The organism is Staphylococcus sp. GDB20D11A (assembly GCF_016893255.1).
GTDB lineage: Bacteria > Bacillota > Bacilli > Staphylococcales > Staphylococcaceae > Staphylococcus > Staphylococcus aureus.
Window position 1 is genome coordinate 114477 of record NZ_JAFEPJ010000002.1, and the last position, 22194, is coordinate 136670.

At 31.2% G+C, this 22194-nt stretch carries 29 protein-coding genes and 1 riboswitch; of the genes, 3 read left to right on the top strand and 26 right to left on the bottom strand.

All coding sequences use genetic code 11. The features are described 5' to 3' along the window. Window positions 1–339: 339 nt before the first annotated feature. The 9 genes from JV528_RS01465 to JV528_RS01505 all read right to left on the bottom strand — a co-directional run bounded on the left by JV528_RS01465 (window position 340) and on the right by JV528_RS01505 (window position 7540). Window positions 340–1221 (bottom strand): polyprenyl synthetase family protein, encoded by an 882-nt coding sequence (locus tag JV528_RS01465; protein ID WP_000183372.1) that lies wholly within the window; start codon window positions 1219–1221, stop codon window positions 340–342. After that, on the bottom strand, window positions 1199–1429 hold the full coding sequence (locus JV528_RS01470; protein WP_000159865.1) for an exodeoxyribonuclease VII small subunit: 231 nt from the start codon (window positions 1427–1429) through the stop codon (window positions 1199–1201). Before JV528_RS01470 ends, JV528_RS01465 begins: the two co-directional genes overlap by 23 nt. Further along, window positions 1422–2759 (bottom strand): exodeoxyribonuclease VII large subunit, encoded by a 1338-nt coding sequence (gene xseA / locus JV528_RS01475; RefSeq protein ID WP_001286928.1) that lies wholly within the window; start codon window positions 2757–2759, stop codon window positions 1422–1424. The genes JV528_RS01470 and xseA overlap by 8 nt, the downstream gene beginning before the upstream one ends. 16 nt (window positions 2760–2775) lie before the next feature. Beyond that, window positions 2776–3165, bottom strand: coding sequence for a transcription antitermination factor NusB (gene nusB, locus JV528_RS01480; protein WP_000087385.1), 390 nt, complete (start codon window positions 3163–3165; stop codon window positions 2776–2778). A 59-nt stretch (window positions 3166–3224) separates the two neighbouring features. After that, window positions 3225–3587: an Asp23/Gls24 family envelope stress response protein gene (locus tag JV528_RS01485; protein ID WP_000241588.1), complete on the bottom strand. Its 363-nt coding sequence runs from the start codon at window positions 3585–3587 to the stop codon at window positions 3225–3227. 14 nt (window positions 3588–3601) lie between these two features. Beyond that, window positions 3602–4957: an acetyl-CoA carboxylase biotin carboxylase subunit gene (gene accC, locus JV528_RS01490; protein ID WP_000756619.1), complete on the bottom strand. Its 1356-nt coding sequence runs from the start codon at window positions 4955–4957 to the stop codon at window positions 3602–3604. After that, entirely contained in the window at window positions 4957–5421 is a 465-nt protein-coding gene (gene accB / locus JV528_RS01495; protein WP_001009520.1) for an acetyl-CoA carboxylase biotin carboxyl carrier protein, read from the bottom strand. The genes accC and accB overlap by 1 nt, the downstream gene beginning before the upstream one ends. 473 nt (window positions 5422–5894) lie before the next feature. Next, complete coding sequence (efp, locus tag JV528_RS01500; RefSeq protein WP_000626504.1) at window positions 5895–6452, bottom strand: elongation factor P; 558 nt, start codon at window positions 6450–6452, stop codon at window positions 5895–5897. Window positions 6453–6478: 26 nt separating this feature from the next. Further along, window positions 6479–7540, bottom strand: a complete 1062-nt coding sequence (locus tag JV528_RS01505; protein WP_000087107.1) for a M24 family metallopeptidase — start codon at window positions 7538–7540, stop codon at window positions 6479–6481. Window positions 7541–7644: 104 nt separating this feature from the next. Here JV528_RS01505 and JV528_RS01510 point away from each other — a divergent pair, with 104 nt between their 5' ends. Further along, window positions 7645–8226, top strand: a complete 582-nt coding sequence (locus tag JV528_RS01510; protein WP_000737682.1) for a hypothetical protein — start codon at window positions 7645–7647, stop codon at window positions 8224–8226. A gap of 13 nt (window positions 8227–8239) precedes the next feature. After that, complete coding sequence (locus tag JV528_RS01515; RefSeq protein WP_001244301.1) at window positions 8240–8458, top strand: SA1362 family protein; 219 nt, start codon at window positions 8240–8242, stop codon at window positions 8456–8458. A 63-nt stretch (window positions 8459–8521) separates the two neighbouring features. Here JV528_RS01515 and JV528_RS01520 read toward each other — a convergent pair whose 3' ends face one another. After that, on the bottom strand, window positions 8522–9352 hold the full coding sequence (locus JV528_RS01520; RefSeq protein ID WP_000141111.1) for a lipoate--protein ligase family protein: 831 nt from the start codon (window positions 9350–9352) through the stop codon (window positions 8522–8524). 157 nt (window positions 9353–9509) lie between these two features. Between JV528_RS01520 and JV528_RS01525 the strand changes: the two genes are divergently transcribed. Next, window positions 9510–9896, top strand: coding sequence for a rhodanese-like domain-containing protein (locus JV528_RS01525; RefSeq protein WP_001276571.1), 387 nt, complete (start codon window positions 9510–9512; stop codon window positions 9894–9896). Window positions 9897–10259: 363 nt separating this feature from the next. On the opposite strand, the gene gcvPB is transcribed toward JV528_RS01525, so the two are convergent. The 16 genes from gcvPB to JV528_RS01605 all read right to left on the bottom strand — a co-directional run bounded on the left by gcvPB (window position 10260) and on the right by JV528_RS01605 (window position 22194). After that, window positions 10260–11732, bottom strand: a complete 1473-nt coding sequence (gene gcvPB, locus JV528_RS01530; RefSeq protein WP_000202177.1) for an aminomethyl-transferring glycine dehydrogenase subunit GcvPB — start codon at window positions 11730–11732, stop codon at window positions 10260–10262. Next, on the bottom strand, window positions 11725–13071 hold the full coding sequence (gene gcvPA / locus JV528_RS01535; protein ID WP_000019697.1) for an aminomethyl-transferring glycine dehydrogenase subunit GcvPA: 1347 nt from the start codon (window positions 13069–13071) through the stop codon (window positions 11725–11727). The genes gcvPB and gcvPA overlap by 8 nt, the downstream gene beginning before the upstream one ends. 19 nt (window positions 13072–13090) lie before the next feature. Continuing rightward, window positions 13091–14182 (bottom strand): glycine cleavage system aminomethyltransferase GcvT, encoded by a 1092-nt coding sequence (gcvT, locus tag JV528_RS01540; RefSeq protein WP_000093343.1) that lies wholly within the window; start codon window positions 14180–14182, stop codon window positions 13091–13093. A 74-nt stretch (window positions 14183–14256) separates the two neighbouring features. Then, a riboswitch (glycine riboswitch) is annotated at window positions 14257–14353 on the bottom strand. Further along, window positions 14340–14864 carry a shikimate kinase gene (locus tag JV528_RS01545; protein WP_001015120.1) on the bottom strand — a complete coding sequence of 175 codons (525 nt, stop codon included), beginning with the start codon at window positions 14862–14864 and terminating at the stop codon, window positions 14340–14342. Its footprint overlaps the riboswitch before it by 14 nt. Further along, window positions 14854–15000, bottom strand: coding sequence for a hypothetical protein (locus JV528_RS01550; RefSeq protein WP_001789879.1), 147 nt, complete (start codon window positions 14998–15000; stop codon window positions 14854–14856). Before JV528_RS01550 ends, JV528_RS01545 begins: the two co-directional genes overlap by 11 nt. A gap of 96 nt (window positions 15001–15096) precedes the next feature. Beyond that, entirely contained in the window at window positions 15097–15594 is a 498-nt protein-coding gene (locus tag JV528_RS01555) for a competence type IV pilus minor pilin ComGF (RefSeq protein ID WP_078061106.1), read from the bottom strand. After that, window positions 15512–15811, bottom strand: coding sequence for a hypothetical protein (locus JV528_RS01560; protein WP_000844409.1), 300 nt, complete (start codon window positions 15809–15811; stop codon window positions 15512–15514). Before JV528_RS01560 ends, JV528_RS01555 begins: the two co-directional genes overlap by 83 nt. Continuing rightward, window positions 15798–16244, bottom strand: a complete 447-nt coding sequence (comGD, locus tag JV528_RS01565) for a competence type IV pilus minor pilin ComGD (RefSeq protein ID WP_001796473.1) — start codon at window positions 16242–16244, stop codon at window positions 15798–15800. Before comGD ends, JV528_RS01560 begins: the two co-directional genes overlap by 14 nt. Next, window positions 16222–16533: a competence type IV pilus major pilin ComGC gene (gene comGC / locus JV528_RS01570; RefSeq protein WP_000472256.1), complete on the bottom strand. Its 312-nt coding sequence runs from the start codon at window positions 16531–16533 to the stop codon at window positions 16222–16224. The genes comGD and comGC overlap by 23 nt, the downstream gene beginning before the upstream one ends. Window positions 16534–16546: 13 nt before the next feature. Beyond that, window positions 16547–17617, bottom strand: a complete 1071-nt coding sequence (gene comGB, locus JV528_RS01575; RefSeq protein WP_000776418.1) for a competence type IV pilus assembly protein ComGB — start codon at window positions 17615–17617, stop codon at window positions 16547–16549. Further along, complete coding sequence (gene comGA, locus JV528_RS01580; protein ID WP_000697220.1) at window positions 17589–18563, bottom strand: competence type IV pilus ATPase ComGA; 975 nt, start codon at window positions 18561–18563, stop codon at window positions 17589–17591. The genes comGB and comGA overlap by 29 nt, the downstream gene beginning before the upstream one ends. 51 nt (window positions 18564–18614) lie before the next feature. Continuing rightward, window positions 18615–19238 carry an MBL fold metallo-hydrolase gene (locus JV528_RS01585; RefSeq protein WP_001223008.1) on the bottom strand — a complete coding sequence of 208 codons (624 nt, stop codon included), beginning with the start codon at window positions 19236–19238 and terminating at the stop codon, window positions 18615–18617. Further along, on the bottom strand, window positions 19235–19564 hold the full coding sequence (locus JV528_RS01590; RefSeq protein ID WP_001018871.1) for an MTH1187 family thiamine-binding protein: 330 nt from the start codon (window positions 19562–19564) through the stop codon (window positions 19235–19237). The genes JV528_RS01585 and JV528_RS01590 overlap by 4 nt, the downstream gene beginning before the upstream one ends. Beyond that, the gene (locus tag JV528_RS01595; protein WP_000161315.1) at window positions 19564–20550 is read right to left on the bottom strand and encodes an ROK family glucokinase; all 987 of its coding nucleotides are present in this window, start codon (window positions 20548–20550) and stop codon (window positions 19564–19566) included. The genes JV528_RS01590 and JV528_RS01595 overlap by 1 nt, the downstream gene beginning before the upstream one ends. Beyond that, window positions 20547–20750, bottom strand: a complete 204-nt coding sequence (locus JV528_RS01600; RefSeq protein WP_000087561.1) for a YqgQ family protein — start codon at window positions 20748–20750, stop codon at window positions 20547–20549. The genes JV528_RS01595 and JV528_RS01600 overlap by 4 nt, the downstream gene beginning before the upstream one ends. After that, on the bottom strand, window positions 20731–22194 hold the full coding sequence (locus JV528_RS01605; RefSeq protein WP_001017867.1) for a rhomboid family protein: 1464 nt from the start codon (window positions 22192–22194) through the stop codon (window positions 20731–20733). Before JV528_RS01605 ends, JV528_RS01600 begins: the two co-directional genes overlap by 20 nt.

The window sequence follows — 22194 nt, forward strand, 5'->3', positions numbered from 1 at the left end:
ACATGGTTTATCTATCTTGATTATCTATTTATAAATATTTTTCATATTACGCATAACAATTGCTTAAAATATGTATAAAAATGAATATATGTGTAATAAACTTGCTAATTATTAGATTTAATAAGCGTCAATTGTTTGAACATATTTAATTAAAATCACATTGATATCACAGATGCGAATATTGTCGTATAGAAATTGAAAATTCTATTTTTAGATGAAAGTCTTTAACATAATTTTAAGTTTCAACATGAGAAAAATCGATTAACAAACAACGTCAGTTGAATATGCCTTTTGAGACATTTCAAACTTAACAATTGTTGCTAATCGATATATTTGCTTTTAGTGATCCCTGCTATAAAATAAATCAACGATTTCTAATAAGTGTTTTGTATTGAATTGTTCATCAATTTGCATTAGTTCATCCACTGCTGCGTCTCTATGATAAGTCAATTTATCTTCTGCGCCATCTTTTCCTAATAAACTCACGTATGTACTTTTATTATTTTCAAGATCGCTGCCCACTTTTTTACCTAACTTCGCTTCATCACCATAGCAGTCTAATAAATCATCTTTAATCTGAAACATCATACCTAAATGATAACTATAACTTTCTAAATGTTCTTTAGTTGCATCATCGACATTAGCGATATCTGCTGCACTCATAACCGCAAATGTTAATAGTGCTCCTGTTTTTGTTTTGTGTATCATTTCCAAAATTTCAAGATCAATTGGTTGGCCTTCGCTTTGCATATCTAACATTTGACCGCCGACCATTCCAACATGACCACTTGCTATTGACAGCCGTTGTAGAACTTTTATTTTTACTTCATCAGTTAATCTATCATCACTTGAAATAAGTTCAAATGCTTTAGTTAATAAAGCATCACCTGCTAATATCGCAGTCCACTCACCATATACTTTATGATTTGTTAATTTCCCTCGTCGATAATCATCATTATCCATCGCTGGTAGGTCATCATGAATAAGTGAATATGTATGAATCATTTCTAGTGCAATTGCGCTCTTCATACCTAACTCATACTCGGTATTTAGTGAATCTAAAGTGAGTAATAACAGAACTGGTCGGATGCGTTTACCTCCAGCATTTAATGAATACAACATACTTTCTTCTAGCTGAGTATCCATTACTGATTTATTTATCGCAACCGATAATTCATTATTGACTTCATCTATTAATTTATTCATCGGTAGATTCGTCATTTTTTACATCCTCAGCTTCTTCTTTTATTAAGTCATTCACCTTTTTTTCGGCATTTTTTAAAGTTGTGTCACAAGCTGCTGATAGTTTCATACCACGTTGGTATAAATCTAATGATTCCTCTAAAGATACTGTTTCATTATCTAATTTTTGAACAATTTGCTCTAATTCTTGCATCATTTCTTCAAAACTTTGCGTTTCTTTAGTCATTATTACACCTTACTTTCGTAACTTTTGCATCTACTAAGCCATCTTTCATTGTTAACGTCAATTGATCATTTTCTGTTAAATCTTTAGTACTCGTAATGACTTCGTCTTTTTTATTAACAATTGCATATCCACGCAACATTGTATTAGTTGGACTTAAATTGTTTAAGTTTTCTACTTTATTTTTCAAATCATTTTTATAACTTAATATCTTAGAATTCAATAATTTAACAAGTTGGTTTGTCAATTGAAGATTATTTTGTTGTTCTTGATTAACACTACTTAGTAACGCTTTTAAATTATAGCGTTGTTGCAACAGCATTAATCGATGTCTCTGTTGTTCAAAAGTTGCCTGAATTTGTTGTTTCAGTCTCTTTTCTAAATCATCACGACGTTGTATCTGTTGATCATACAATAAAGTTGGTTGTTTAAACTTGTAATACGATGACAAATGTTCAACATGTTTACGTTGTTGTTCTAAATGTTTCTTGATGAAACGAGTCAATGTAAACTGATATTGCTGTATTTGTTGCAGCAATTCATATTGGTCTGGTGTTGCAATAACAGCAGCTTGAGTTGGAGTCGCAGCTCTGATGTCTGCAGCAAAATCACTTAATGTAAAGTCAGTTTCATGACCTACTGCTGATATAATCGGTGTCTTACAATTATATATTGCACGGACGACAGCTTCTTCGTTGAAATTCCATAAATCTTCTATGGATCCACCGCCTCGACCTACAATAATGGTATCTACACCTAAACTATCTGCATATTCAATTTTTTCAATAATGTCGTCTTTTGCTTTTTCACCTTGAACCAAAGTACTAATTTGTATTTGTTCAGCTAATGGAAAACGACTATTTATCGTTGAATGGATATCTCGAATTGCGGCACCTGTACTCGCTGTTAAAACTGCAATTTTTTTAGGAAACTTAGGTATTGATTTCTTATTCGCTTTATCAAAACAACCTTCTTCAGTTAATTTTTTCTTTAATGCTTCTAATTTTTGATATAAGTTCCCTATACCATCTAATTGCATTTTATTTACATAAATTTGATAGTTTCCACGACGTTCAAAAACAGAAACACGTGCTTCTAATAAGACTTCATCTCCTTCTTTAGGTTCGAAGTTTAATTTAGAAGCACTACCTTTGAACATCATGGCACTTATAACGCTTTCTTTATCTTTCACATTAAAGTATAAATGACCACTTGAATGCTTTTTGAAATTTGAAAGCTCACCTTTAATCAATACAGATTGGAGATGTGGATCTTGATCAAATTTATATTTAATATATTTCGTTAAAGCTGAAACACTTAAATAATCTGACATATAACATCACTCAATTTTATTTTTTTATATTACTCAATACACCATTTATAAATTTATAATGATCATCATCACTGAATTGTTTTGTTAATTCAACTGCTTCATTCATTACGACTTTAGCAGGTGTATCACTGTGTAATATTTCATATGTTGCCATTCTTAAAATAATACGATCCGTTTTTAATAAACGTGCAATAGTCCAATCTTTTAAATAAGGACTAATTGTCTCGTCTAATACAGGTTCGTGATCTTTAACGCCAGAAACTAGCCAATGAATAAATTCGAAGTCTAAATCTGGATTATCGTCTTTAATAAAGCTTATCGCTTCATTTATCGTTAAATCACTGTCCTTCATTTCTAATTGAAATAAAGTTTGAAAAGCTTGCACTCGGGATTCTTTACGACTCATTTTTAACTCCTTCAAACGTTTGTATTTTTCTTTATTTAATTACTGAATTAGGTATGACATTACTTTTCAATAACGATTTGTGTAATGTGAATATTAATTTGCTTAGGTTCTATCGCTGTCATATTAGAAATTGAATTAAAAATTGACGTTTGAATTTTGTTTGCAGTTTTTGAAATATTAACACCATGTTTTAATGCACAATATACATCTATATATATGCCATCTTCTTTACTCTCGATTTTTAAATCACGGCTTAAATTTTTACGACTAACTTTTTCTAAATTTGTTTCTTTTAATTCAGCAAAATGGCCAGTGATGCCTTCGACTTCCGAAGTAGCTATACTTGCAATAACAGATAGCACTTCTGGCGCTATTTCTACTTTACCTAATTTTGAATTTGAATAATCAGTTACTTTGACCATGGATTGACCTCCTATTAACCTTCATCATTCATAATGCTATTTTGCTCTAAAAAGTTTGTATTAAATTTACCGCTTCTAAATATATCGTTATTCAATAATTTAATATGGAATGGAATAGTTGTATCAATACCAAGAACCACAAATTCACTTAATGAACGAATGCCAGCCATAATCGCTTCATCTCGTGTCGGTTCATGTATGATTAATTTCGCTACCATCGAATCATAATATGGCGGTATCGTATAATTAGTATAACATGCTGACTCTATTCGAACACCATATCCACCTGGTGCAAGATATTGCTCAATTTTACCTGGTGATGGCATAAAGTTCTTGTAAGGATTTTCAGCATTAATTCTAAATTCAATTGCGTGTCCTGTTAATTTAATATCTTCTTGTTTATACGGTAACACGTCACCCATAGCAACTTGTAATTGTAATTTAACTAAATCAATTCCTGTTACCATTTCAGTTACAGGATGTTCTACTTGAATACGTGTATTCATTTCCATAAAATAAAATTTATTATCATTTAAATCATATATAAACTCAATTGTTCCCGCATTTTCATAATTTACAGCTTTCGCTGCACGAACTGCGGCATTTCCCATTTCACGACGTGTTTCGTCATCTAAAATTGGGGAAGGTGCTTCTTCCACTAATTTCTGCATACGTCTTTGAATTGTACAATCACGTTCTCCTAAATGAATTACATTACCATAGCTGTCCCCAACAATTTGGATTTCAATATGGCGGAAGTTTTCGATGAATTTCTCCATATAAAGTCCACCATTACCAAATGCAGTTTGAGCTTCTTGTTCTGTCATTCGGAAGCCAGTTTCAAGTTCTTTTTCATTACGAGCAACACGGATACCTTTTCCGCCACCACCAGCAGTAGCTTTAATGATGACCGGATAACCAATTTTTTTAGCGATTTTCTTAGCTTCTGAGACGTCTTTCATTAAACCGTCACTACCAGGAACAACTGGAACATTAGCTTTGATCATTTCTGCCTTAGCAACATCTTTGATACCCATTTTTTGGATAGATTGATAACTTGGTCCAATGAACTTCAATTGGCATGCTTCGCATAATTCTGCAAAGTCAGCATTTTCAGCTAAAAAGCCATAACCCGGATGAACGCCATCACAACCTGTAGAAGTTGCAATAGATAAGATGTTCGGAATATTTAAATATGAATCTTTAGACAAAGTGGGACCTACGCAATATGCTTCATCAGCAATTTGAGTATGTAGCGCATCTTTATCCCCTTCAGAATAGATTGCAACAGTTTGGATGCCTAAATCACGACAAGCGCGAATAATCCTAACTGCGATTTCACCGCGGTTTGCAATTAAAACCTTTTTCATTATTTCACCTTAAATAACGGTTGGCCATACTCTACCATTTGTCCGTCTTCTACTAAGATTTCAACAATTTCACCTGAAATTTCTGCTTGAATTTCATTAAATAGTTTCATTGCCTCTAAAATACACACTGTTGTTTCATTTGAAACAGTGTCCCCAACTTGCACATACGCTTCTTCGTCTGGAGATGGCGATTTGTAAAATGTACCTACCATAGGTGCATTAATTGTTTTGTGATTATCTGAAGTTGGCTTTGGAGCTTCAGTTTTATTGCTATCAGTTGATTGTACTTGAGGCATAGGCATTGCCGCAGCTTCAACTGGCATTTGTGAGATTTGTGGCGTGATAATCTCAGTTTCTTTTTCTTTCTTAAGCGTCACTTTGCCTTTAGTATCTTCAATATTGATTTCCGTTAAAGTTGATTTATCCAGAATTTCAATTAATTCTTTGATTTCTTTAAAGTTCATTATTACTGACTCCTTCAGTTTGTTTTCATCTACCCGTCTATTTTACTTGAGACAACTCTTCAATTCAAGCATGTTCATATTGCTGGCGACATTATATGTCTATCCCAAAGTTATAATAAAACCACATTTTAAATTAAAAACACTTGTGTATTTATTACTTAACATTGACTCATCTTTACTCTTAATTAAAAAATTTATGCATTCAGTTAAACATATCAATGTTATTTTTATAAGCTATTATGTTTTATCCTCAACAATATAATATGTAGATATATACCCTTACTCATGTCTATGTTTTTTTACTACCAATTAGACGATTCGTTTTATATTTTAAAAATTATTTTTAAAATAAAAAGCCTCATATCAGCATATAACCTATAATCATTTTAGGCAATAGCTTTATGAGACTTATTTGGAATATCTTACGTTAAATCAGTATAGTGAATACAAGTTATTTGTTAACAAATTAGAGATTATCCTCTTGAAATGTAGCTTCCATCACCAGTGTTGATAATTAAAACGTCACCTTCGTTTACAAATAAAGGTACATTTAATGTATAACCAGTTTCAACAGTTGCCGATTTAGTAGCACCAGTTGCAGTATCACCTTTAATACCAGGTTCTGTTTCAGTTACTGTTAATTCAACAGTTTTAGGTAATTCAACACCGATAGTTTCACCTTCGTATGTTTGAATTTGTACTTCCATACCTTCTTTTAAGTAATTCAATTCTTCTTTTAAGTAATCACTTGAAAGTTCTGTTTGTTCAAAGCTTTCATTATCCATAAATACATGATTATCTCCGTCAGCATATAAATATTGCATGCGACGATTTTCAATCATTGCTGGTTCAACTTTTTCACCAGCTCTAAACGTTTTCTCTTGAATTGCACCAGTTCTTAAATTACGTAATTTTGAACGAACGAATGCTGAACCTTTACCAGGCTTTACATGTTGGAAGTCTATAACTTTCCAAATAGCGTTATCAACAGAAATTGTTAAACCTGTTTTAAAATCATTAACCGAAATCATTTCAGTTTCCTCCTCATTTTACACGCTTATGTTAAAACTATAAGGTCTTTTGTGCATTTAGTAAAGACTTGACAACCATTTTCTGTAATTAAAATATCATCTTCTATTCTTATACCGCCCAAACCTTCTATATAAACACCAGGTTCTACTGTAACACAGTTGTTAACTTGAAGTTTATCTTGTATCGTACGAGCCAGCATTGGCCCTTCATGGATTTCTAAACCAATACCATGTCCTAGTGAATGTCCAAATTCTTTTCCATACCCTTTTGACTCTAAATAGTTTCTTGAAATGGCATCAGCTTCTGCACCAGTCATGCCAGGTCTAATCTCATTAATTGCTTTCATTTGAGATTCAAGTACTATTTGATATATTTCTTTCAGTTTAGGATCTGGTTCTCCAATAGCAAATGTTCTAGTAATATCTGAACAATAGCCGTTATAATACGCGCCAAAATCTAATGTAATCATGTCGCCTTTTTCAATAATTTTATCACTTGCAACACCATGTGGTAATGCACCTCTATGACCAGATGCTACAATCGTATCGAATGATGGTCCATCTGCTCCTAATTCTAGCATTTTACTTTCTAATATTGCCTTTAATTCTTTTTCAGTCATACCTGCTTTTACAACAGTTAAAATATATTCATATGTTTCATCAACAATATTAGCTGCTTTTTGAATTAAAGCAATTTCGTCAGCATCTTTGACGTCTCTAATTTTATCTACAGTATTAGAAATGCTTATTAATGATATACGGCTTTTATTTAATTCAAGGTATGTATCATAACTTACATGATGCCCCTCAAAACCTACATTTTCAAAATTTTCTTGGTGTAGCAATTCTTTAATCTCACCAATAATAGTAGATTTACGATTAATAATTTCATAATTTGGCGCCTGCTTAGTTGCTTGATCAATATATCTAAAGTCTGTTATCAAATATTGTTTATCTTTAGATATGATAAGTGCTCCACTGGTACCAGTAAAACCTGATAAATATCTTCTATTGTAATCCGAAAGAATGATAATCGCATCTAAATGTTTTTGTTCTAAAATACGATGCACTTGTGTTATTCTGCTCATCTTATTACCTCCTAGTGAAACGTTTGTGCATTTCAACTTTATACATTAAAATAATATCATAATAAGGATAAAAAATAATAGATATTGATTTTAGGGAGATAGTAATGAAAAAATTGGTTTCAATTGTTGGCGCAACATTATTGTTAGCTGGATGTGGATCACAAAATTTAGCACCATTAGAAGAAAAAACAACAGATTTAAGAGAAGATAATCATCAACTCAAACTAGATATTCAAGAACTTAATCAACAAATTAGTGATTCTAAATCTAAAATTAAAGGGCTTGAAAAGGATAAAGAAAACAGTAAAAAAACTGCATCTAATAATACGAAAATTAAATTGATGAATGTTTCATCAACATACTACGACAAAGTTGCTAAAGCTTTGAAATCCTATAACGATATTGAGAAAGATGTAAGTAAAAACAAAGGCGATAAGAATGTTCAATCGAAATTAAATCAAATTTCTAATGATATTCAAAGTGCTCACACTTCATACAAAGATGCTATCGATGGTTTATCACTTAGTGATGATGATAAAAAAACGTCTAAAAATATCGATAAATTAAACTCTGATTTGAATCATGCATTTGATGATATTAAAAATGGCTATCAAAATAAAGATAAAAAACAACTTACAAAAGGACAACAAGCGTTGTCAAAATTAAACTTAAATGCAAAATCATGATAGGAGTCTTTTAATGCGTAATATAATATTTTACCTTGTACTTATTATTGCTGCGATTGGATTAGTAATGAATCTAGATGCCTTTATTTTTTCAATCGTCAGAATGTTAGTCAGCTTTGCTGTAATAGCTGGTATTATTTATCTGATTTATTATTTCTTCATCTTAACTGAAGACCAACGCAAATATCGCAAAGCAATGCGTAAGTATAAAAGAAATCAAAGAAGAAAATAGATAAAAAAATGGAAGCACTTGTAGGTAAAATAGTCTACGTGCTTCCATTTTTTATTCTAAAAACTACTTTCTAAACATCCATTCATCTGAACGATATTTTTCAGTTAATTCTTCCACTTCTGCCAATTGAGCTTCTGTTAATTCAAGTGGCTTTAATTCTATATTTAAACCTTTCTTAAAACCTTTCTCGAAAGCTTTTTCCATTTGACTAATAGTAATGTGTTCATCTGAAATATCATTGATGGCAACTGCTTTTTCAACGAATGCCTCTTTCATTTTTAATTTTAATCTTTCATTTTTATAAATAAACATATCAAACAATTCGTCAATATCAATATCTTGTAAAATCGAACCGTGTTGGAGGATTACGCCCTTTTGTCTCGTTTGAGCACTCCCAGCAATCTTACGGCCTTCAACAACTAGCTCATACCAACTTGGTGCATCAAAGCACACTGAACTTCGAGGTTGTTTTAATTTTTGACGCTCTTCAGGCGTTTTAGGTACCGCAAAATAAGTATCAAATCCTAAGTTTTTAAATCCTTCTAATAATCCTTGTGAAATCACTCTGTACGCTTCTGTAACAGTAGAAGGCATATTGGGATGCGATTCAGGCACAATCACACTGTAAGTTAGCTCTTTATCATGAAGCACCCCACGGCCACCAGTTTGACGCCTTACGAGACCAAAACCTTTCTCTTTAACCTTATCAATATCAATTTCTTTTTGTAGCCTTTGGAAATACCCTATTGATAATGTTGCAGGATTCCATGTGTAAAAACGTATAACTGGATCAATTTCACCTCTAGAGACAAAATTTAATAACGCTTCATCCATTGCCATATTATAATATGGGTCTTTACTTCCTGTATTAATAAAATTCCAAGTTTCAGTCATATTCAAGAACTCCTATCAGCAAAATGTATAATATTTGATTCGCTAATTAATCAATTTAACTAAATGAATAATAATTGCAATTCTTTAGTGAAATATTTTGATAATTTGACCTAACAGTCTTATAATTATATTATCGTTTAATTAGGGAGGATGCAAGATGAGTGCTAGTTTGTACATCGCAATAATTTTAGTTATAGCAATTATTGCTTATATGATTGTTCAACAAATTCTTAACAAGCGAGCTGTTAAAGAATTAGATCAAAATGAATTCCATAATGGGATTAGAAAAGCTCAAGTCATCGATGTTAGAGAGAAAGTTGACTATGACTACGGTCACATTAATGGGTCTCGCAATATTCCTATGACAATGTTCAGGCAACGATTCCAAGGATTAAGAAAAGACCAACCGGTATACTTATGTGATGCCAATGGGATTGCTAGCTATAGAGCCGCTCGTATTTTGAAAAAGAATGGATATACAGATATCTATATGTTAAAAGGCGGCTATAAAAAATGGACTGGAAAAATAAAGTCTAAAAAATAGTTTTGTAAATTTAATATACGATTTAATAAAATCTGAGTGTTAATTGATCATCAATAACAATACTCAGATTTTAATTTTTTAACAAAGTCTGTTACTATATTTCTCTAGCTTCACAGATCATTAAACTTAGTTTCAGCATAATAAAGAAAGTTCAACTCATTTTCAATACGATTCAATTACCGCAGTCTAAAAAGTGAAAAGACAATTTCTATGAAAGAATAATACCAAACCCTAAGAGTTATTACTTCGGTTTAGTTTTCTTTTTCAAATAGAAATTGTCTTTTTTAATTGATTTTAAAACCATTATCCTTAAATCTTCATACAAAGTTAGAATAATAATTCTCGGAATATGTGTTTAATATCTTATTTTTCCTGTTTAAGATTTTCAAACTTTAATATTGGTTTACGAGCAGCTGTAGCTTCGTCTAATCGATCAATCACAGTTGTATGTGGTGCTTCTAACACTTTATCAGGATCATTTTTAGCTTCTTCAGCAATACTAATTAATGTATCGATGAAATAATCAAGTGTTTCTTTTGACTCTGTCTCAGTCGGTTCAATCATCATACCTTCTTCAACATTTAACGGGAAGTAGATTGTTGGTGGATGTACACCGAAATCTAATAATCGCTTAGCCATGTCTAAAGTACGTACACCAAATTCTTTTTGACGCACACCACTTAACACAAACTCGTGTTTACAATATTGTTTATAAGGTATTTCAAAGTGTTCAGATAAACGTGCTTTAATATAATTCGCATTAAGAACCGCTGCTTCGGAAACCTCTTTAAGGCCAGTTGCTCCCATAGTTCGAATATACGTATAAGCTCTTAAGTAAATACCAAAGTTACCATAAAATGGTTTTACACGTCCGATAGAATTTTTAATATCATTATCATATTTAAATTTGTCGCCATCTTTAATAACCATTGGCTTTGGTAAGTAACTTGCTAGTTCTTTTACTACACCGACTGGACCTGAACCAGGACCGCCGCCACCATGTGGACCAGTAAAGGTTTTATGCAAGTTTAAATGAACAGCATCAAATCCCATATCTCCTGGGCGAACTTTGTCCATAATAGCGTTTAAATTCGCACCATCATAATATAATAGACCACCAGCATTATGGACGATTTCACGGATTTCCATAATATTTTTTTCGAAAATACCTAAAGTGTTTGGATTAGTTAACATAATAGCTGCTGTATTTTCATTTACAACACGTTTCAAGTCATCAATATCAACTTCGCCACGTTCGTTTGATTTTACAGTAACTGATTTAAATCCTGCAAATGAAGCTGAGGCTGGATTCGTACCATGCGCAGAATCTGGCACAATGACTTCATCACGATGACCTTCACCATTATTCTCATGATAAGCTTTAAATATCATCAATGCAGTCCATTCACCATGTGCACCAGCAGCAGGTTGTAATGTTACCTCATCCATACCAGTAATTTCTTTTAATTCTTCTTGCAAACTATAAATAATTTCTAATGAACCTTGAACTTGGTCTTCATCTTGTAATGGATGTGATTCACTGAATCCTGGTATTCTAGCAACCTTTTCATTAATTTTAGGGTTATACTTCATCGTACATGAACCTAATGGATAAAATCCGTTATCTACACCGAAATTTTTATTTGAAAGTTCAGTATAATGACGTACTAAGTCTAGTTCAGCAACTTCAGGAAACTCCGCTTTGTTTTTACGAATAAATTTATCATCTAACAATGACTCAACAGAATTTGTTTTAATATCACTTATTGGTAATGAATATGCATATCTGCCTTCACGAGATCTTTCAAAAATTAATGGACTTGATTTACTAGTCATTTAACTCACCAGCCTTTTCTACAAATGTATCGATTTCATCTTTTGTTCTTAATTCAGTTACAGCTATTAACATGTGATTTTTAAAGTCGTCTGAAACAACACCTAAATCAAAACCACCGATAATATTGTACTTCACTAATTCCTCGTTAACTTGTTGAATTGGTTTGTCAAATTTGACTACAAACTCATTGAAAGATGTACCATCTAATACTTCAAAACCTTTTTTAATAAATTGTTGTTTAGCATAGTTAGCATGTTCTATATTTTGAACTGCAATATCATAGATACCTTGTTTACCAAGTGCTGACATTGCAATTGATGACGCTAGGGCATTTAATGCTTGGTTAGAACAAATATTAGATGTCGCTTTATCGCGTCGAATATGTTGTTCACGTGCTTGTAATGTTAATACAAAGCCTCGATTACCTTCATCATCTTGTGTTTGACCGACTAATCTACCTGGTACTTTACGCATTAACTTTTTCGTCGTTGCAAAATATCCACAATGTGGCCCACCGAATTGAGCAGGAATTCCAAATGGCTGAGTATCACCTACAACAATATCTGCACCAAATGAACCTGGAGGTGTAAGTAATCCCAATGCTAATGGATTTGCATATACGATAAATAATGCTTTTTTATCTTCAATAAAGCTATGAATCTTTTCAAGATCTTCAATTGAACCGTAGAAGTTTGGATATTGAACTGCAACAGCTGCTGTATCGTCATCCACTGCTGCTTCTAATTTTTTCAAATCTGTAACAGTGCCATCTAAATCGATTTCCACTACTTCGAATTCCTTACGCGTCTTAGCATAAGTATGAAGTACTTGTAATGCTTGATAATGCAAACCTTTTGAGACTACAATTTTATTTTTCTTTGTTTGACTAAATGCTAAAATACATGCTTCAGCAAAGCTAGTCATCCCATCATACATAGAAGAATTTGCTACATCCATATCTGTTAATTCACAAATTAAAGTTTGGAACTCAAAAATGGCTTGTAATTCACCTTGAGAAATTTCCGGTTGATATGGCGTATATGCTGTGTAAAATTCTGATCTTGAAATCATAGCATCCACAACTGATGGCGCGTAATGATCATAAACACCAGCACCCAAAAATGATGTATGCGTTTCTTTAGTGATATTCTTGCTTGCAATGCGATTTAATCTTCTAAGTAACGTTGTTTCCGCTTCGCTTTCAGCAATATTTAAATCTCTATTTAATAAAATATCACTTGGTACATCACCGAATAATTCTCCTATAGATTTTGCACCAATTGTTTGTAACATTTCTTGCTTGTCTTTTTCAGTTAAAGGTATATAACGATGACTCACAATGCACACCCCTTTTTAATTATTTATCAATTTGATTTTTCTTAACAATTTTCGCTTTTAATTGACGCTTACGAACTTGAACAAGCAACTCTCTACCCATTTCAAACTCATCTCTTTTTATCATTGCAAGTGCAATTGATTTTCCTGATGATGGAGACTGTGTTCCTGAAGTTACTTCTCCAATAATATTTCCATCTAAATCCATAACTTCATAACCAGTTCTTGCAATTCCTTTTTCAAGTAATTCTAATCCCACTGTTCTTCTTGGTGCACCATTTTCTTTTTGATCTTTTAATACAGATTTACCAATAAAATCAGCATCAATTAATGGTTTACTTGCAAAAGCGATACCACCTTCATATGGTGTAATTGATTCAGTTAAATCTTGTCCATGTAATGGCAATCCAGCCTCTAATCTTAATGTATCACGAGCGCCTAACCCACATGGCATAACATTATACTCTAATAAACCATCCCAAATTTTTTCAGTATCATCGATATTACAATAAATTTCAAACCCATCTTCACCTGTGTAACCTGACTGAGATAAAATGACGTTAGCTCCAAATAATTTGACATCCTGTTTAAATTCAAACATTTTCATTTCAGTTACATCTTCATCAACTAATTGATTAATTAAATCTCTAGCTTTTGGTCCTTGTATTGCTAATTGACCATATTGGTTTGATACATTTTGTACTTCAACATCAAATTTCTCTTTGTGTTTTAAAATCCAATTAAAATCTTTTTCAGTATTAGCAGCATTAACAACTAATAAATAATTGTCGTCAGCTAATTTATATATTACTAAATCATCAATAATACCGCCTTCTTCATTACATAAAGCAGTATATAATGCTTTTGAAGTAGTTAAATTATCAGTATCATTTGATAATAAATATTGCACAAACTGACTAGCATCTTTACCTGTCACTTCAATTTCACCCATATGACTAACATCAAACAGGCCAATTTCGTATCGAACAGCATTATGCTCCTCTTTAATACTTGAAAATTGAACAGGCATCGCCCATCCTCCGAATTCCACAATTTTTGCACCTCTATCAACATAATTTTGATATAAAGGTGTTTGTTTTAAATCACTTGACATTGAAATACCCCCTTAAAATTATAAAAACAGGATAGCAATCGCTACCCTGTTTATAAATTACCAATTCAGGAACGCGTTACAGTATTATCCTTTTGCCTGAGAGTTTCGTAATAATTACTTGCACCTTCGGCGATAGAGTCTTAACGCTCTATTCTCTCTAATACTGATCACTCGCTTTTATTAAATTTAGCAATTCATAATATATTTCTGAAATTGATAGCAAATGACTATCGAATTTCTTGAATGCGATTTCATTATATCTTAAAATCCGCGAGCAATACAAGTCATTTAACTGCTTGATTGTCTTATTATTTGCATTAGGTCGATGTGGGTCATCATTGATTCGACTATATATAATATCAATATTACAATCTAACCAAATAATGTTTTTTTGATTTTTCAAAAAATTAAATGCCTCTTCACTTTCAATAATACCACCACCAGTAGCAATTATATCTGCAGTGTTAATACATTCTTGCAAACATGTGAACTCTAAATTCCTGAAATATTGTTCACCATGTTTACTAAATATTTCTGGTATTGTTAACTTATACTTTTCTTCGATATATGAATCTATATCAATAAATGATAAATTTTGCTCATCTGCAACGTATTTACCAATCGTAGATTTACCGGTACCCATGAAACCAATTAAAATTATTGGTGATTTATCATGATTCATGCGTTTTCCCTTCTTTCAATAACAAAACAATCTTATAGTTATAGTCAGTTTCAATATTATATAATGTCTTTAATTTTAAACTATATTGACTGATATAAAAAGTGAAAATGGAAAAATAAATTGCTGTTAGCATCAATAAGAACGGCGTAACATATCCTTTTTCTTTATATAAATCAAAATTAATAAATTATTTCACATCCTTTTTAATAGTACTCATTTAAATTCTAGTAAGTTATGCATAAATAGTTTTAGTCTGCACATTTGTACCGACTTTAACTGTTATCGTTATTTTAATAATGGATTTATAGTAGATATTTGCAGTAAATGCTGTAACATTATTAAGCATTGTTATATTTCCTCTGTCATTTACAACTTTAATAATTTTGTTATTTATTAATTTGTATTCGATCATTTCTTCACCTTTATGTAAAATGATACGCTGTTGCCTAATTTCAATATCGTTTCTATCTACACCTTTAAAATCCTCTAGAATATCTCTTGAGAAAAATTCGAAATCTACAGTTGTTAATTCCCTACTTTCAATTAGAAAAGTTTTGCTAAGTCTAATTAAGTCTGGAACAATTAGTAAAATTATACTTATAACCATCATCGCTACTAACATTTCAATAAGCGAAAAAGCTTTGACATTAATACTGTATACATGTCTTTTGATAAGAAGTGGTATTTTTTGAAATAGCACAAATTTGTTGGTCACTTTGCTTAATATCATACTTCCCTATAGTTACCCCCTTCTTAAGTTCTTCTTTATTAATTTTAGATACAGTCGTCAAAATTACTTTAGAAGCATCAATTGTTTGTAGTTTATGGTTTATACTCGCTTGCATTTGATTCATCATTGGTATCAATATTAATGTAATCAATCCAATAAGCAAAAATCCAGCCATACTATCTATTAAGAATGATCCTTTACACTTATAGCTTTTCATAACGAATTCTTCCTTTTTCAATATGGAATATTATTCTATAAATTGAATTGTTATTATCAATTGTTATGCTACCAAATTTATTGATATTCCCTTTTTTATCAAAGGCAATAATATCAACTTTTGCAACATTAATTATTTTGCCTACTTTTAATTTTAGAAATCGTATTTTATTATTCTCTATTACTTTAATAGTGTCACTGTTTTCATAAAATCTAACATTGATATATCCTTGATTTGCTATAGCTTGCGACTTAATATAATTCAATTCAGTAATAAGAGAAATGATATTTGCCTCATCATCTATTACTCTAAGATTGCTTAATCCTTTAGATGTCATTGTCAAAAGTAAAAATATACTGATTAACATCATTACCACAAGCATCTCAATCATAGTAAATGCTGACTGCTTTCTAATTTGCAACTGCTTCTCCATTACTAATTGTTATTGTCTCTCCTGATTTACATGTCTTTTGTGCTTCTTTTATAAAACCATCTGCAATTAAGTCTTCAATAGACGATGGATTTCTATTATGTTTCAATGCATACGCTTCAATTTGACTATTAACCATTTTTACCTGTGCATTACAACCTGTTGATTGTATGTGAGCAGTTTGTTTAGCAATATTTGGAATGATTAAAATTAATAATAAACTGATGATTAATAACACTAATAGCATCTCTATCAATGTAAACGCTTGAGTTTTCTTAAGAAATTTAAACATATATTAACCTCCATTATTTTATACTTTGCATCATTTGAAACATTGGTAACATAATTACTAAATAAATTGCGACAATAAATAAACCTAAAATCAAAAATAAAATAGGCTGTAAAAACTGAGTCTGTTTTATCGCTTTATCTTCTATTTGTTTTACTAATATTTGCGAATATAACTTTAGTTCTACTTCAAGCTTCCCTCTCTTTTCACCTTGTAGCACAAACTTAATTAATTGAGGCTTAAAGCATTTTAGTTTTTCTAAAATTTGAGGTAAACCATATCCCATTTCTGAATAAGTTAATAAGTATTTACCTAGAAACTGTCTAAATGGATCACTACTATGGTTAATATAAACGTCTACTATTGATTGAAGCGTAATACCATTTTTATAAAACAACACTAATTCATTAGTTACAAAATAAGTTTTAAATAATTGGAAATAGCCTGATATTAGCGGTAGTTTCATCACAAAGTTTATCTTATTGAGCATATTTAATTTGTTATAAATCAACTTCATAATAATAGCCAACATAGATACTATTATGAGCATTACTACAATTATTGTAGGTAAGCTGGTAATGAAAAACGACAATGTTTTTTGAAAAGAAGATAGTTGAATATTCATAGAAGTATATAATTGTTGAAACTGTGGAATTACTGTGAGGTTTAATATAATAATCATAGCAATAAAAATAGAAACTAGTATTAAGGGGTATTGCAGTGTCTTTAACAATCGTTGTTCTGACTTTCTATTCACTTTCATATAATTTACGGTTTCTTCTAGAACGTCTATGATATTGCCAAATCTTTCTGCCAAATATACTTGCATGACGATAGTATCGCTATAACCTATCAGTGATAATATCTGATTGCATGGTGCACCATTTGAAATTTCACTTAGAATGGTGGTACCTAATTGCTTATTTTTATATGTCATTTGAAGATTTAAAAATTGAAAACTTTGATACAGAGTGAAACCATATTTCAACAAATTACATAAATTTGAAAGTAAATCGATTTGTTGGGCCTTACTTAATTGTCGCTTCTTAGAATGTAGTTTAAATGTATTTATCCATTGTAGTTTCACAAATGACACCTGCTTTTGTCATATCATCAAGTTTATCTTCTAAGTTCTTAAATGATGATGGTAATGAATGATTATGGGAAAAGAAATATCGGAGTTGTTGCTGAGATAGAATTTCACATACTAATTGTCGCTGTTGCTTAATAGTAGTTACAAGTCGTTGGTTTATAATTAAGTTAGTTGCCTGTATCAATTCTTGTACAGAAATGCCCATTTCTAATAGCCTTAAAATAGCACCTTTACAATCAGTTGCATGCAATGTAGTCAGAACAAGGTGACCACTTAAACTAGCCTGTATAACACACTTGGCAACATCTTTATCTCTGATTTCACCTATTAAAATAACATCAGGATCACATCTTAAAATAGCTTTAAACGAATTTACATAGTTAATGCCAGCTTTATCATTCACATTAATTTGGACAATACCAGGAATTTGCATCTCTACAGGATCTTCTATAGAAATTACATTTAAATTCAAGGCTTTATTCGCGTATGAGACCATTTGATACATTAATGTACTCTTTCCTGAACCAGTAGGTCCACTAAACAATAGTAATCCTTGTTTCTTATTCATGAGGTGTTTAAAATCATTGAATTTATAAGTTGATTTCTGTTGTTGAAAAAATTGAGGTACAATTCTGATTACACAACTTTCTTGGCCAAGTGACAATGGTAAAGTTGATATTCTCAAAAAATATATTTTATTGAAATGGTAACTATATCGACCGCTCTGTGCGACTTGCTGTGTAGAAACATCAAGCCCAGCTTGAAACTTCATATAAACTAATAACTTTTGATAAATGCTATTCCCAATTTGTTCATACTGCTCCAAGTTATCATTAATTCTAAATTTAATACTTACTTCATTTTTAACTGGAATAAAATGTACATCACTCGCTTTCATTTCTATCGCTTTATTAATTATTTCTTGAAATAGAATCTTCAAAAAAACACCTCCTACATATAATCACGTAGGAGGTGTTTTTATTACTTCAATTTAACCGTGTAAAAATGGATTTAATTGTTCATCATCAACCGTCGTATATGGACCATGTCCAGGGAATAAAGGTAAATCGCCTTCTAATTCAAATATTTTATCTTGAATAGAATCAACGAGCGTTTCATAATCACCTTTATATAAATCTGTACGTCCGATTCCATTATTAAATAATGTATCTCCAACAACTGCGAATTCATCGAACACATATGTTAAACTTCCTGGTGAATGTCCAGGTGTGTGTAACACATTAAACTTAAATCCTTCTATTTCTGTGCTACCTTCGTTTAACTTTTCAGGAGTTACCTTACTTGTAATAATTGGCAATCCATATTGCTTAAATTTATCTGCCCCATTTTTAACGGGGTCTTTTAGAAAATCAAACTCTGCTTCATGCATATAAACCGGGACATCGAATCGATCAACTATATCATCGACTGCTCCGATATGATCAAAGTGTGCATGTGTTAATAAAATAGCTTTTAACGGTTTATTTATTTGGTTTAATTTTTTAATAATTTTTTCACTTTCACCTGAAGGGTCAATCAGGATAACAGCTTTGTCATTTTCGATGAAATACGTATTAGTATCAACTAAGCCTAAAGTTAAGCTTGAAATCCTCATAGGTTTTCACCACTATTTTCTAAATGTTTTTGTACTGATGTTAGTTTATCATTCATTTTTCTAGATTTGTCTCGTCGGTCATCAATACGTATATTTGTACAAACTCTACTTAAACCTTTATCAAAAGGTAATTCATGTATCACTTGCACAACTTCTAATACATCGCTTAATTCACCTTCAATTAGAGTATTCATTGGTGTTAATTGAAAATCAATTTTACCCATTGCTTTATATTCTTGAAGTTTTTTCTGAATATCTGCAATATATTTACTAACACTCGGACCTTCCGTTCCAACTGGAATAACAACCACATCAACAATAGCCATTATTTTACCCCCTCTTTATCTAATACATAGGTCTTGATTAATCCTGCTGCTCCTGTAATACCTGCATCATTACCTAATTTCGCTTGTACAATTTCAGTTTCAAATTGAGCAGGTGTAAATGTTAAATTATGATATTCTGTTTTAATATTTTCAATTAAAATAGGTCCTGCAGTAGACATTCCTCCACCTAGAACGATATATTTCGGATTACTTGTAACACTAATAATACTACATAAATATCCAATATAGTTTGCAACCTTTTCAGTAATGAAAATACAGAATTGGTCACCAGCTTTTGCCGCATCAAAAACAGCTTTTGCTGTAACCTTATTTTCTTTAATCAATTCTAATATAGAAGATCTAAACGTCAACTTCGGATAGTAGAAGTTAACTAAGTTAACAACGCCTGTCGCTGAAGCAACTGTTTCAATACATCCAGAACGACCACAATTACATTTAAATCGTTGATCGAAGTCTGCTCTAAAATGACCTATTTCTGCGCCAGAGCCATTATGACCATGTACGATTTCACCATTTGAAATAATTCCTCCACCTAGACCAGTACCAAGTGTGATGGCAACAACATCATCGGCACCTTCACCAGCACCTTTGTGTTTCTCCCCTAAAGCAGCTATGTTAGCATCATTATCTACATACACTGGACAATCAACGAATTGTTCAAAAATCTCACGTACATTAACTTTTTCTGGCCAATATAAGTTTACTGCTCCATTGACTGTACCTTTTTCAAAGTCAACAGGACCTGGTACACCAATACCTACGCCAAGTACATTTGAAAAATTATAATTATTTTCATTTACTTTTTCAACAAACGAATCATAAATTCCTTTCAAAAGTGTATATCCTGTACTATCAGATGTATCAGTGTGAATAGACCACTTATGTAATTGTTCTAATTCAGGTGTGAAAATACCTAATTTACAAGTCGTCCCGCCTACATCAGCTGCTAAAATAATTTTTGTCATTTCTGTTCATTCCTTCTCTGATTAATTATCAACGTACATTTCAAATATTCTTCCTTAGATAACAGTTCATATTGATACAATGATGAAATCTCCTGTTGAATCATTTCGTACATATCTTCTGGATTTTTAAAATATATTAGAAATCCGTAACTTTTCAATAACTGTTGTACATCATAAAAGTTATTTATTTTTCGACTCATTTGATTTAGTCAACTCTTTTTCTAAGTTAATATAATCTGTATTTTTAGGGTCAGCATTTAATGCTTTACGCACATATTTTAATGCTTTTTCATCATCATTTAATGAACGATTTGCTATCGCTAACTCAAAATTTAATAAACCTGATTTAGGAAACATTCTAAGTCCTCGCTCCCATTCTGTCATACCTTCAGACTTAGAATTGATAGTAGCCATAATCATACCACTTAAATAATATGTTTGATCATCGGCATAATTTTTATTTATTGTCTGCTTCACAATATTTTGAGCATTATCATAATTACCACTAGTCATATCATCTTTGATCAATTTATTATAAATATTATCTTCTTTAATTGTAAAAATTCTAATTTGAAGTGCAATAAATATAACAAGCATACCAATTAGTAAAATCCAAAAAATATTACGATTCACCTTATAGTAATAGCCAATTAAAGTTATTAATAAACCACCAATGAATCCTCCAATATGCGCCACAATATTTATATTTGACATAAACAGAGAAACACCAACTAATATCACTAATGCAATTAATAACTGTCCTAACATTTTTTTGTTAAATGTTTTTGAAACATACATCATCGCAAAAATTGATCCAATCAGACCAAATATAGCACCACTAGCCCCAACTGAAATTGTAGTCGTATTAAATGATAGTGATACAAAGTTTCCAAACAGCCCTGCAATAAAGTATACAGTTAACATCCTCCATGAACCAATAATTGCTTCGACTATTTTACCAAAAATAAATAATGAAAGCATATTCATAAGTATATGTTCAAAACTAAAATGTAAAAACATCGATGTAACAATTCGATACCATTCACCATGTACGACATTAAAATGCACTAACCCGCCAACATCTAATAATTTTACATCCGAAAAATTATTTAAATATAAAATCATACATAACCATATTAAGACATTTACAAATATTATTGTGTATGTTGCCGGTGAAAATTTCTGCATATATTTATCTAAAAAGTTATCGGTTAATACTTTGCGTTTATAGAACATATATGTCTTTTTATCATTATCTTCTGAAATAAGTCTAGCCAAAAATATATTCGGCATATGCTTTATCAAATCTTTTGTGTGTCTTATAACATTGAATTTAATTCTAATTGGCGAAACTTCATTTAATTGTTCTTCTGAAAATTCCGATTCTGTAAAATAATAAAATTCAAAACTTTGTGGTTCGAAAGAAATAAAATTTGCTATTTCATCTTTGTGTTCAAGCACTTTTGCTTTGTCAAAACGTATTTCTTGGGTAGACTTAATATGTTGTTTAAAAATGACTACTTGTTTTTTTCTTTTATGGGCTAACCAAATTTCTTGATCATCTTTTTCCCTACTGACAATATCAAAATTCAAGTACCTAATCCAATAATATATTGTTTTCCAAAATTGTTTGTCTATGTTCAT

Bases quoted from the DNA above. Each gene is read 5' to 3' on its own strand.
- JV528_RS01465 (WP_000183372.1), bottom strand. From the start codon at position 1,221: ATGACGAATCTACCGATGAATAAATTAATAGATGAAGTCAATAATGAA.
- JV528_RS01470 (WP_000159865.1), bottom strand. From the start codon at position 1,429: ATGACTAAAGAAACGCAAAGTTTTGAAGAAATGATGCAAGAATTAGAG.
- xseA (WP_001286928.1), bottom strand. From the start codon at position 2,759: ATGTCAGATTATTTAAGTGTTTCAGCTTTAACGAAATATATTAAATAT.
- nusB (WP_000087385.1), bottom strand. From the start codon at position 3,165: ATGAGTCGTAAAGAATCCCGAGTGCAAGCTTTTCAAACTTTATTTCAA.
- JV528_RS01485 (WP_000241588.1), bottom strand. From the start codon at position 3,587: ATGGTCAAAGTAACTGATTATTCAAATTCAAAATTAGGTAAAGTAGAA.
- accC (WP_000756619.1), bottom strand. From the start codon at position 4,957: ATGAAAAAGGTTTTAATTGCAAACCGCGGTGAAATCGCAGTTAGGATT.
- accB (WP_001009520.1), bottom strand. From the start codon at position 5,421: ATGAACTTTAAAGAAATCAAAGAATTAATTGAAATTCTGGATAAATCA.
- efp (WP_000626504.1), bottom strand. From the start codon at position 6,452: ATGATTTCGGTTAATGATTTTAAAACAGGTTTAACAATTTCTGTTGAT.
- JV528_RS01505 (WP_000087107.1), bottom strand. From the start codon at position 7,540: ATGAGCAGAATAACACAAGTGCATCGTATTTTAGAACAAAAACATTTA.
- JV528_RS01510 (WP_000737682.1), top strand. From the start codon at position 7,645: ATGAAAAAATTGGTTTCAATTGTTGGCGCAACATTATTGTTAGCTGGA.
- JV528_RS01515 (WP_001244301.1), top strand. From the start codon at position 8,240: ATGCGTAATATAATATTTTACCTTGTACTTATTATTGCTGCGATTGGA.
- JV528_RS01520 (WP_000141111.1), bottom strand. From the start codon at position 9,352: ATGACTGAAACTTGGAATTTTATTAATACAGGAAGTAAAGACCCATAT.
- JV528_RS01525 (WP_001276571.1), top strand. From the start codon at position 9,510: ATGAGTGCTAGTTTGTACATCGCAATAATTTTAGTTATAGCAATTATT.
- gcvPB (WP_000202177.1), bottom strand. From the start codon at position 11,732: ATGACTAGTAAATCAAGTCCATTAATTTTTGAAAGATCTCGTGAAGGC.
- gcvT (WP_000093343.1), bottom strand. From the start codon at position 14,182: ATGTCAAGTGATTTAAAACAAACACCTTTATATCAAAATTATGTTGAT.
- JV528_RS01545 (WP_001015120.1), bottom strand. From the start codon at position 14,864: ATGAATCATGATAAATCACCAATAATTTTAATTGGTTTCATGGGTACC.
- JV528_RS01555 (WP_078061106.1), bottom strand. From the start codon at position 15,594: ATGATATTAAGCAAAGTGACCAACAAATTTGTGCTATTTCAAAAAATA.
- JV528_RS01560 (WP_000844409.1), bottom strand. From the start codon at position 15,811: ATGAAAAGCTATAAGTGTAAAGGATCATTCTTAATAGATAGTATGGCT.
- comGD (WP_001796473.1), bottom strand. From the start codon at position 16,244: ATGGAGAAGCAGTTGCAAATTAGAAAGCAGTCAGCATTTACTATGATT.
- comGC (WP_000472256.1), bottom strand. From the start codon at position 16,533: ATGTTTAAATTTCTTAAGAAAACTCAAGCGTTTACATTGATAGAGATG.
- JV528_RS01585 (WP_001223008.1), bottom strand. From the start codon at position 19,238: ATGAGGATTTCAAGCTTAACTTTAGGCTTAGTTGATACTAATACGTAT.
- JV528_RS01590 (WP_001018871.1), bottom strand. From the start codon at position 19,564: ATGGCTATTGTTGATGTGGTTGTTATTCCAGTTGGAACGGAAGGTCCG.
- JV528_RS01595 (WP_000161315.1), bottom strand. From the start codon at position 20,550: ATGACAAAAATTATTTTAGCAGCTGATGTAGGCGGGACGACTTGTAAA.
- JV528_RS01600 (WP_000087561.1), bottom strand. From the start codon at position 20,750: ATGAGTCGAAAAATAAATAACTTTTATGATGTACAACAGTTATTGAAA.
- JV528_RS01605 (WP_001017867.1), bottom strand. From the start codon at position 22,194: ATGAACATAGACAAACAATTTTGGAAAACAATATATTATTGGATTAGG.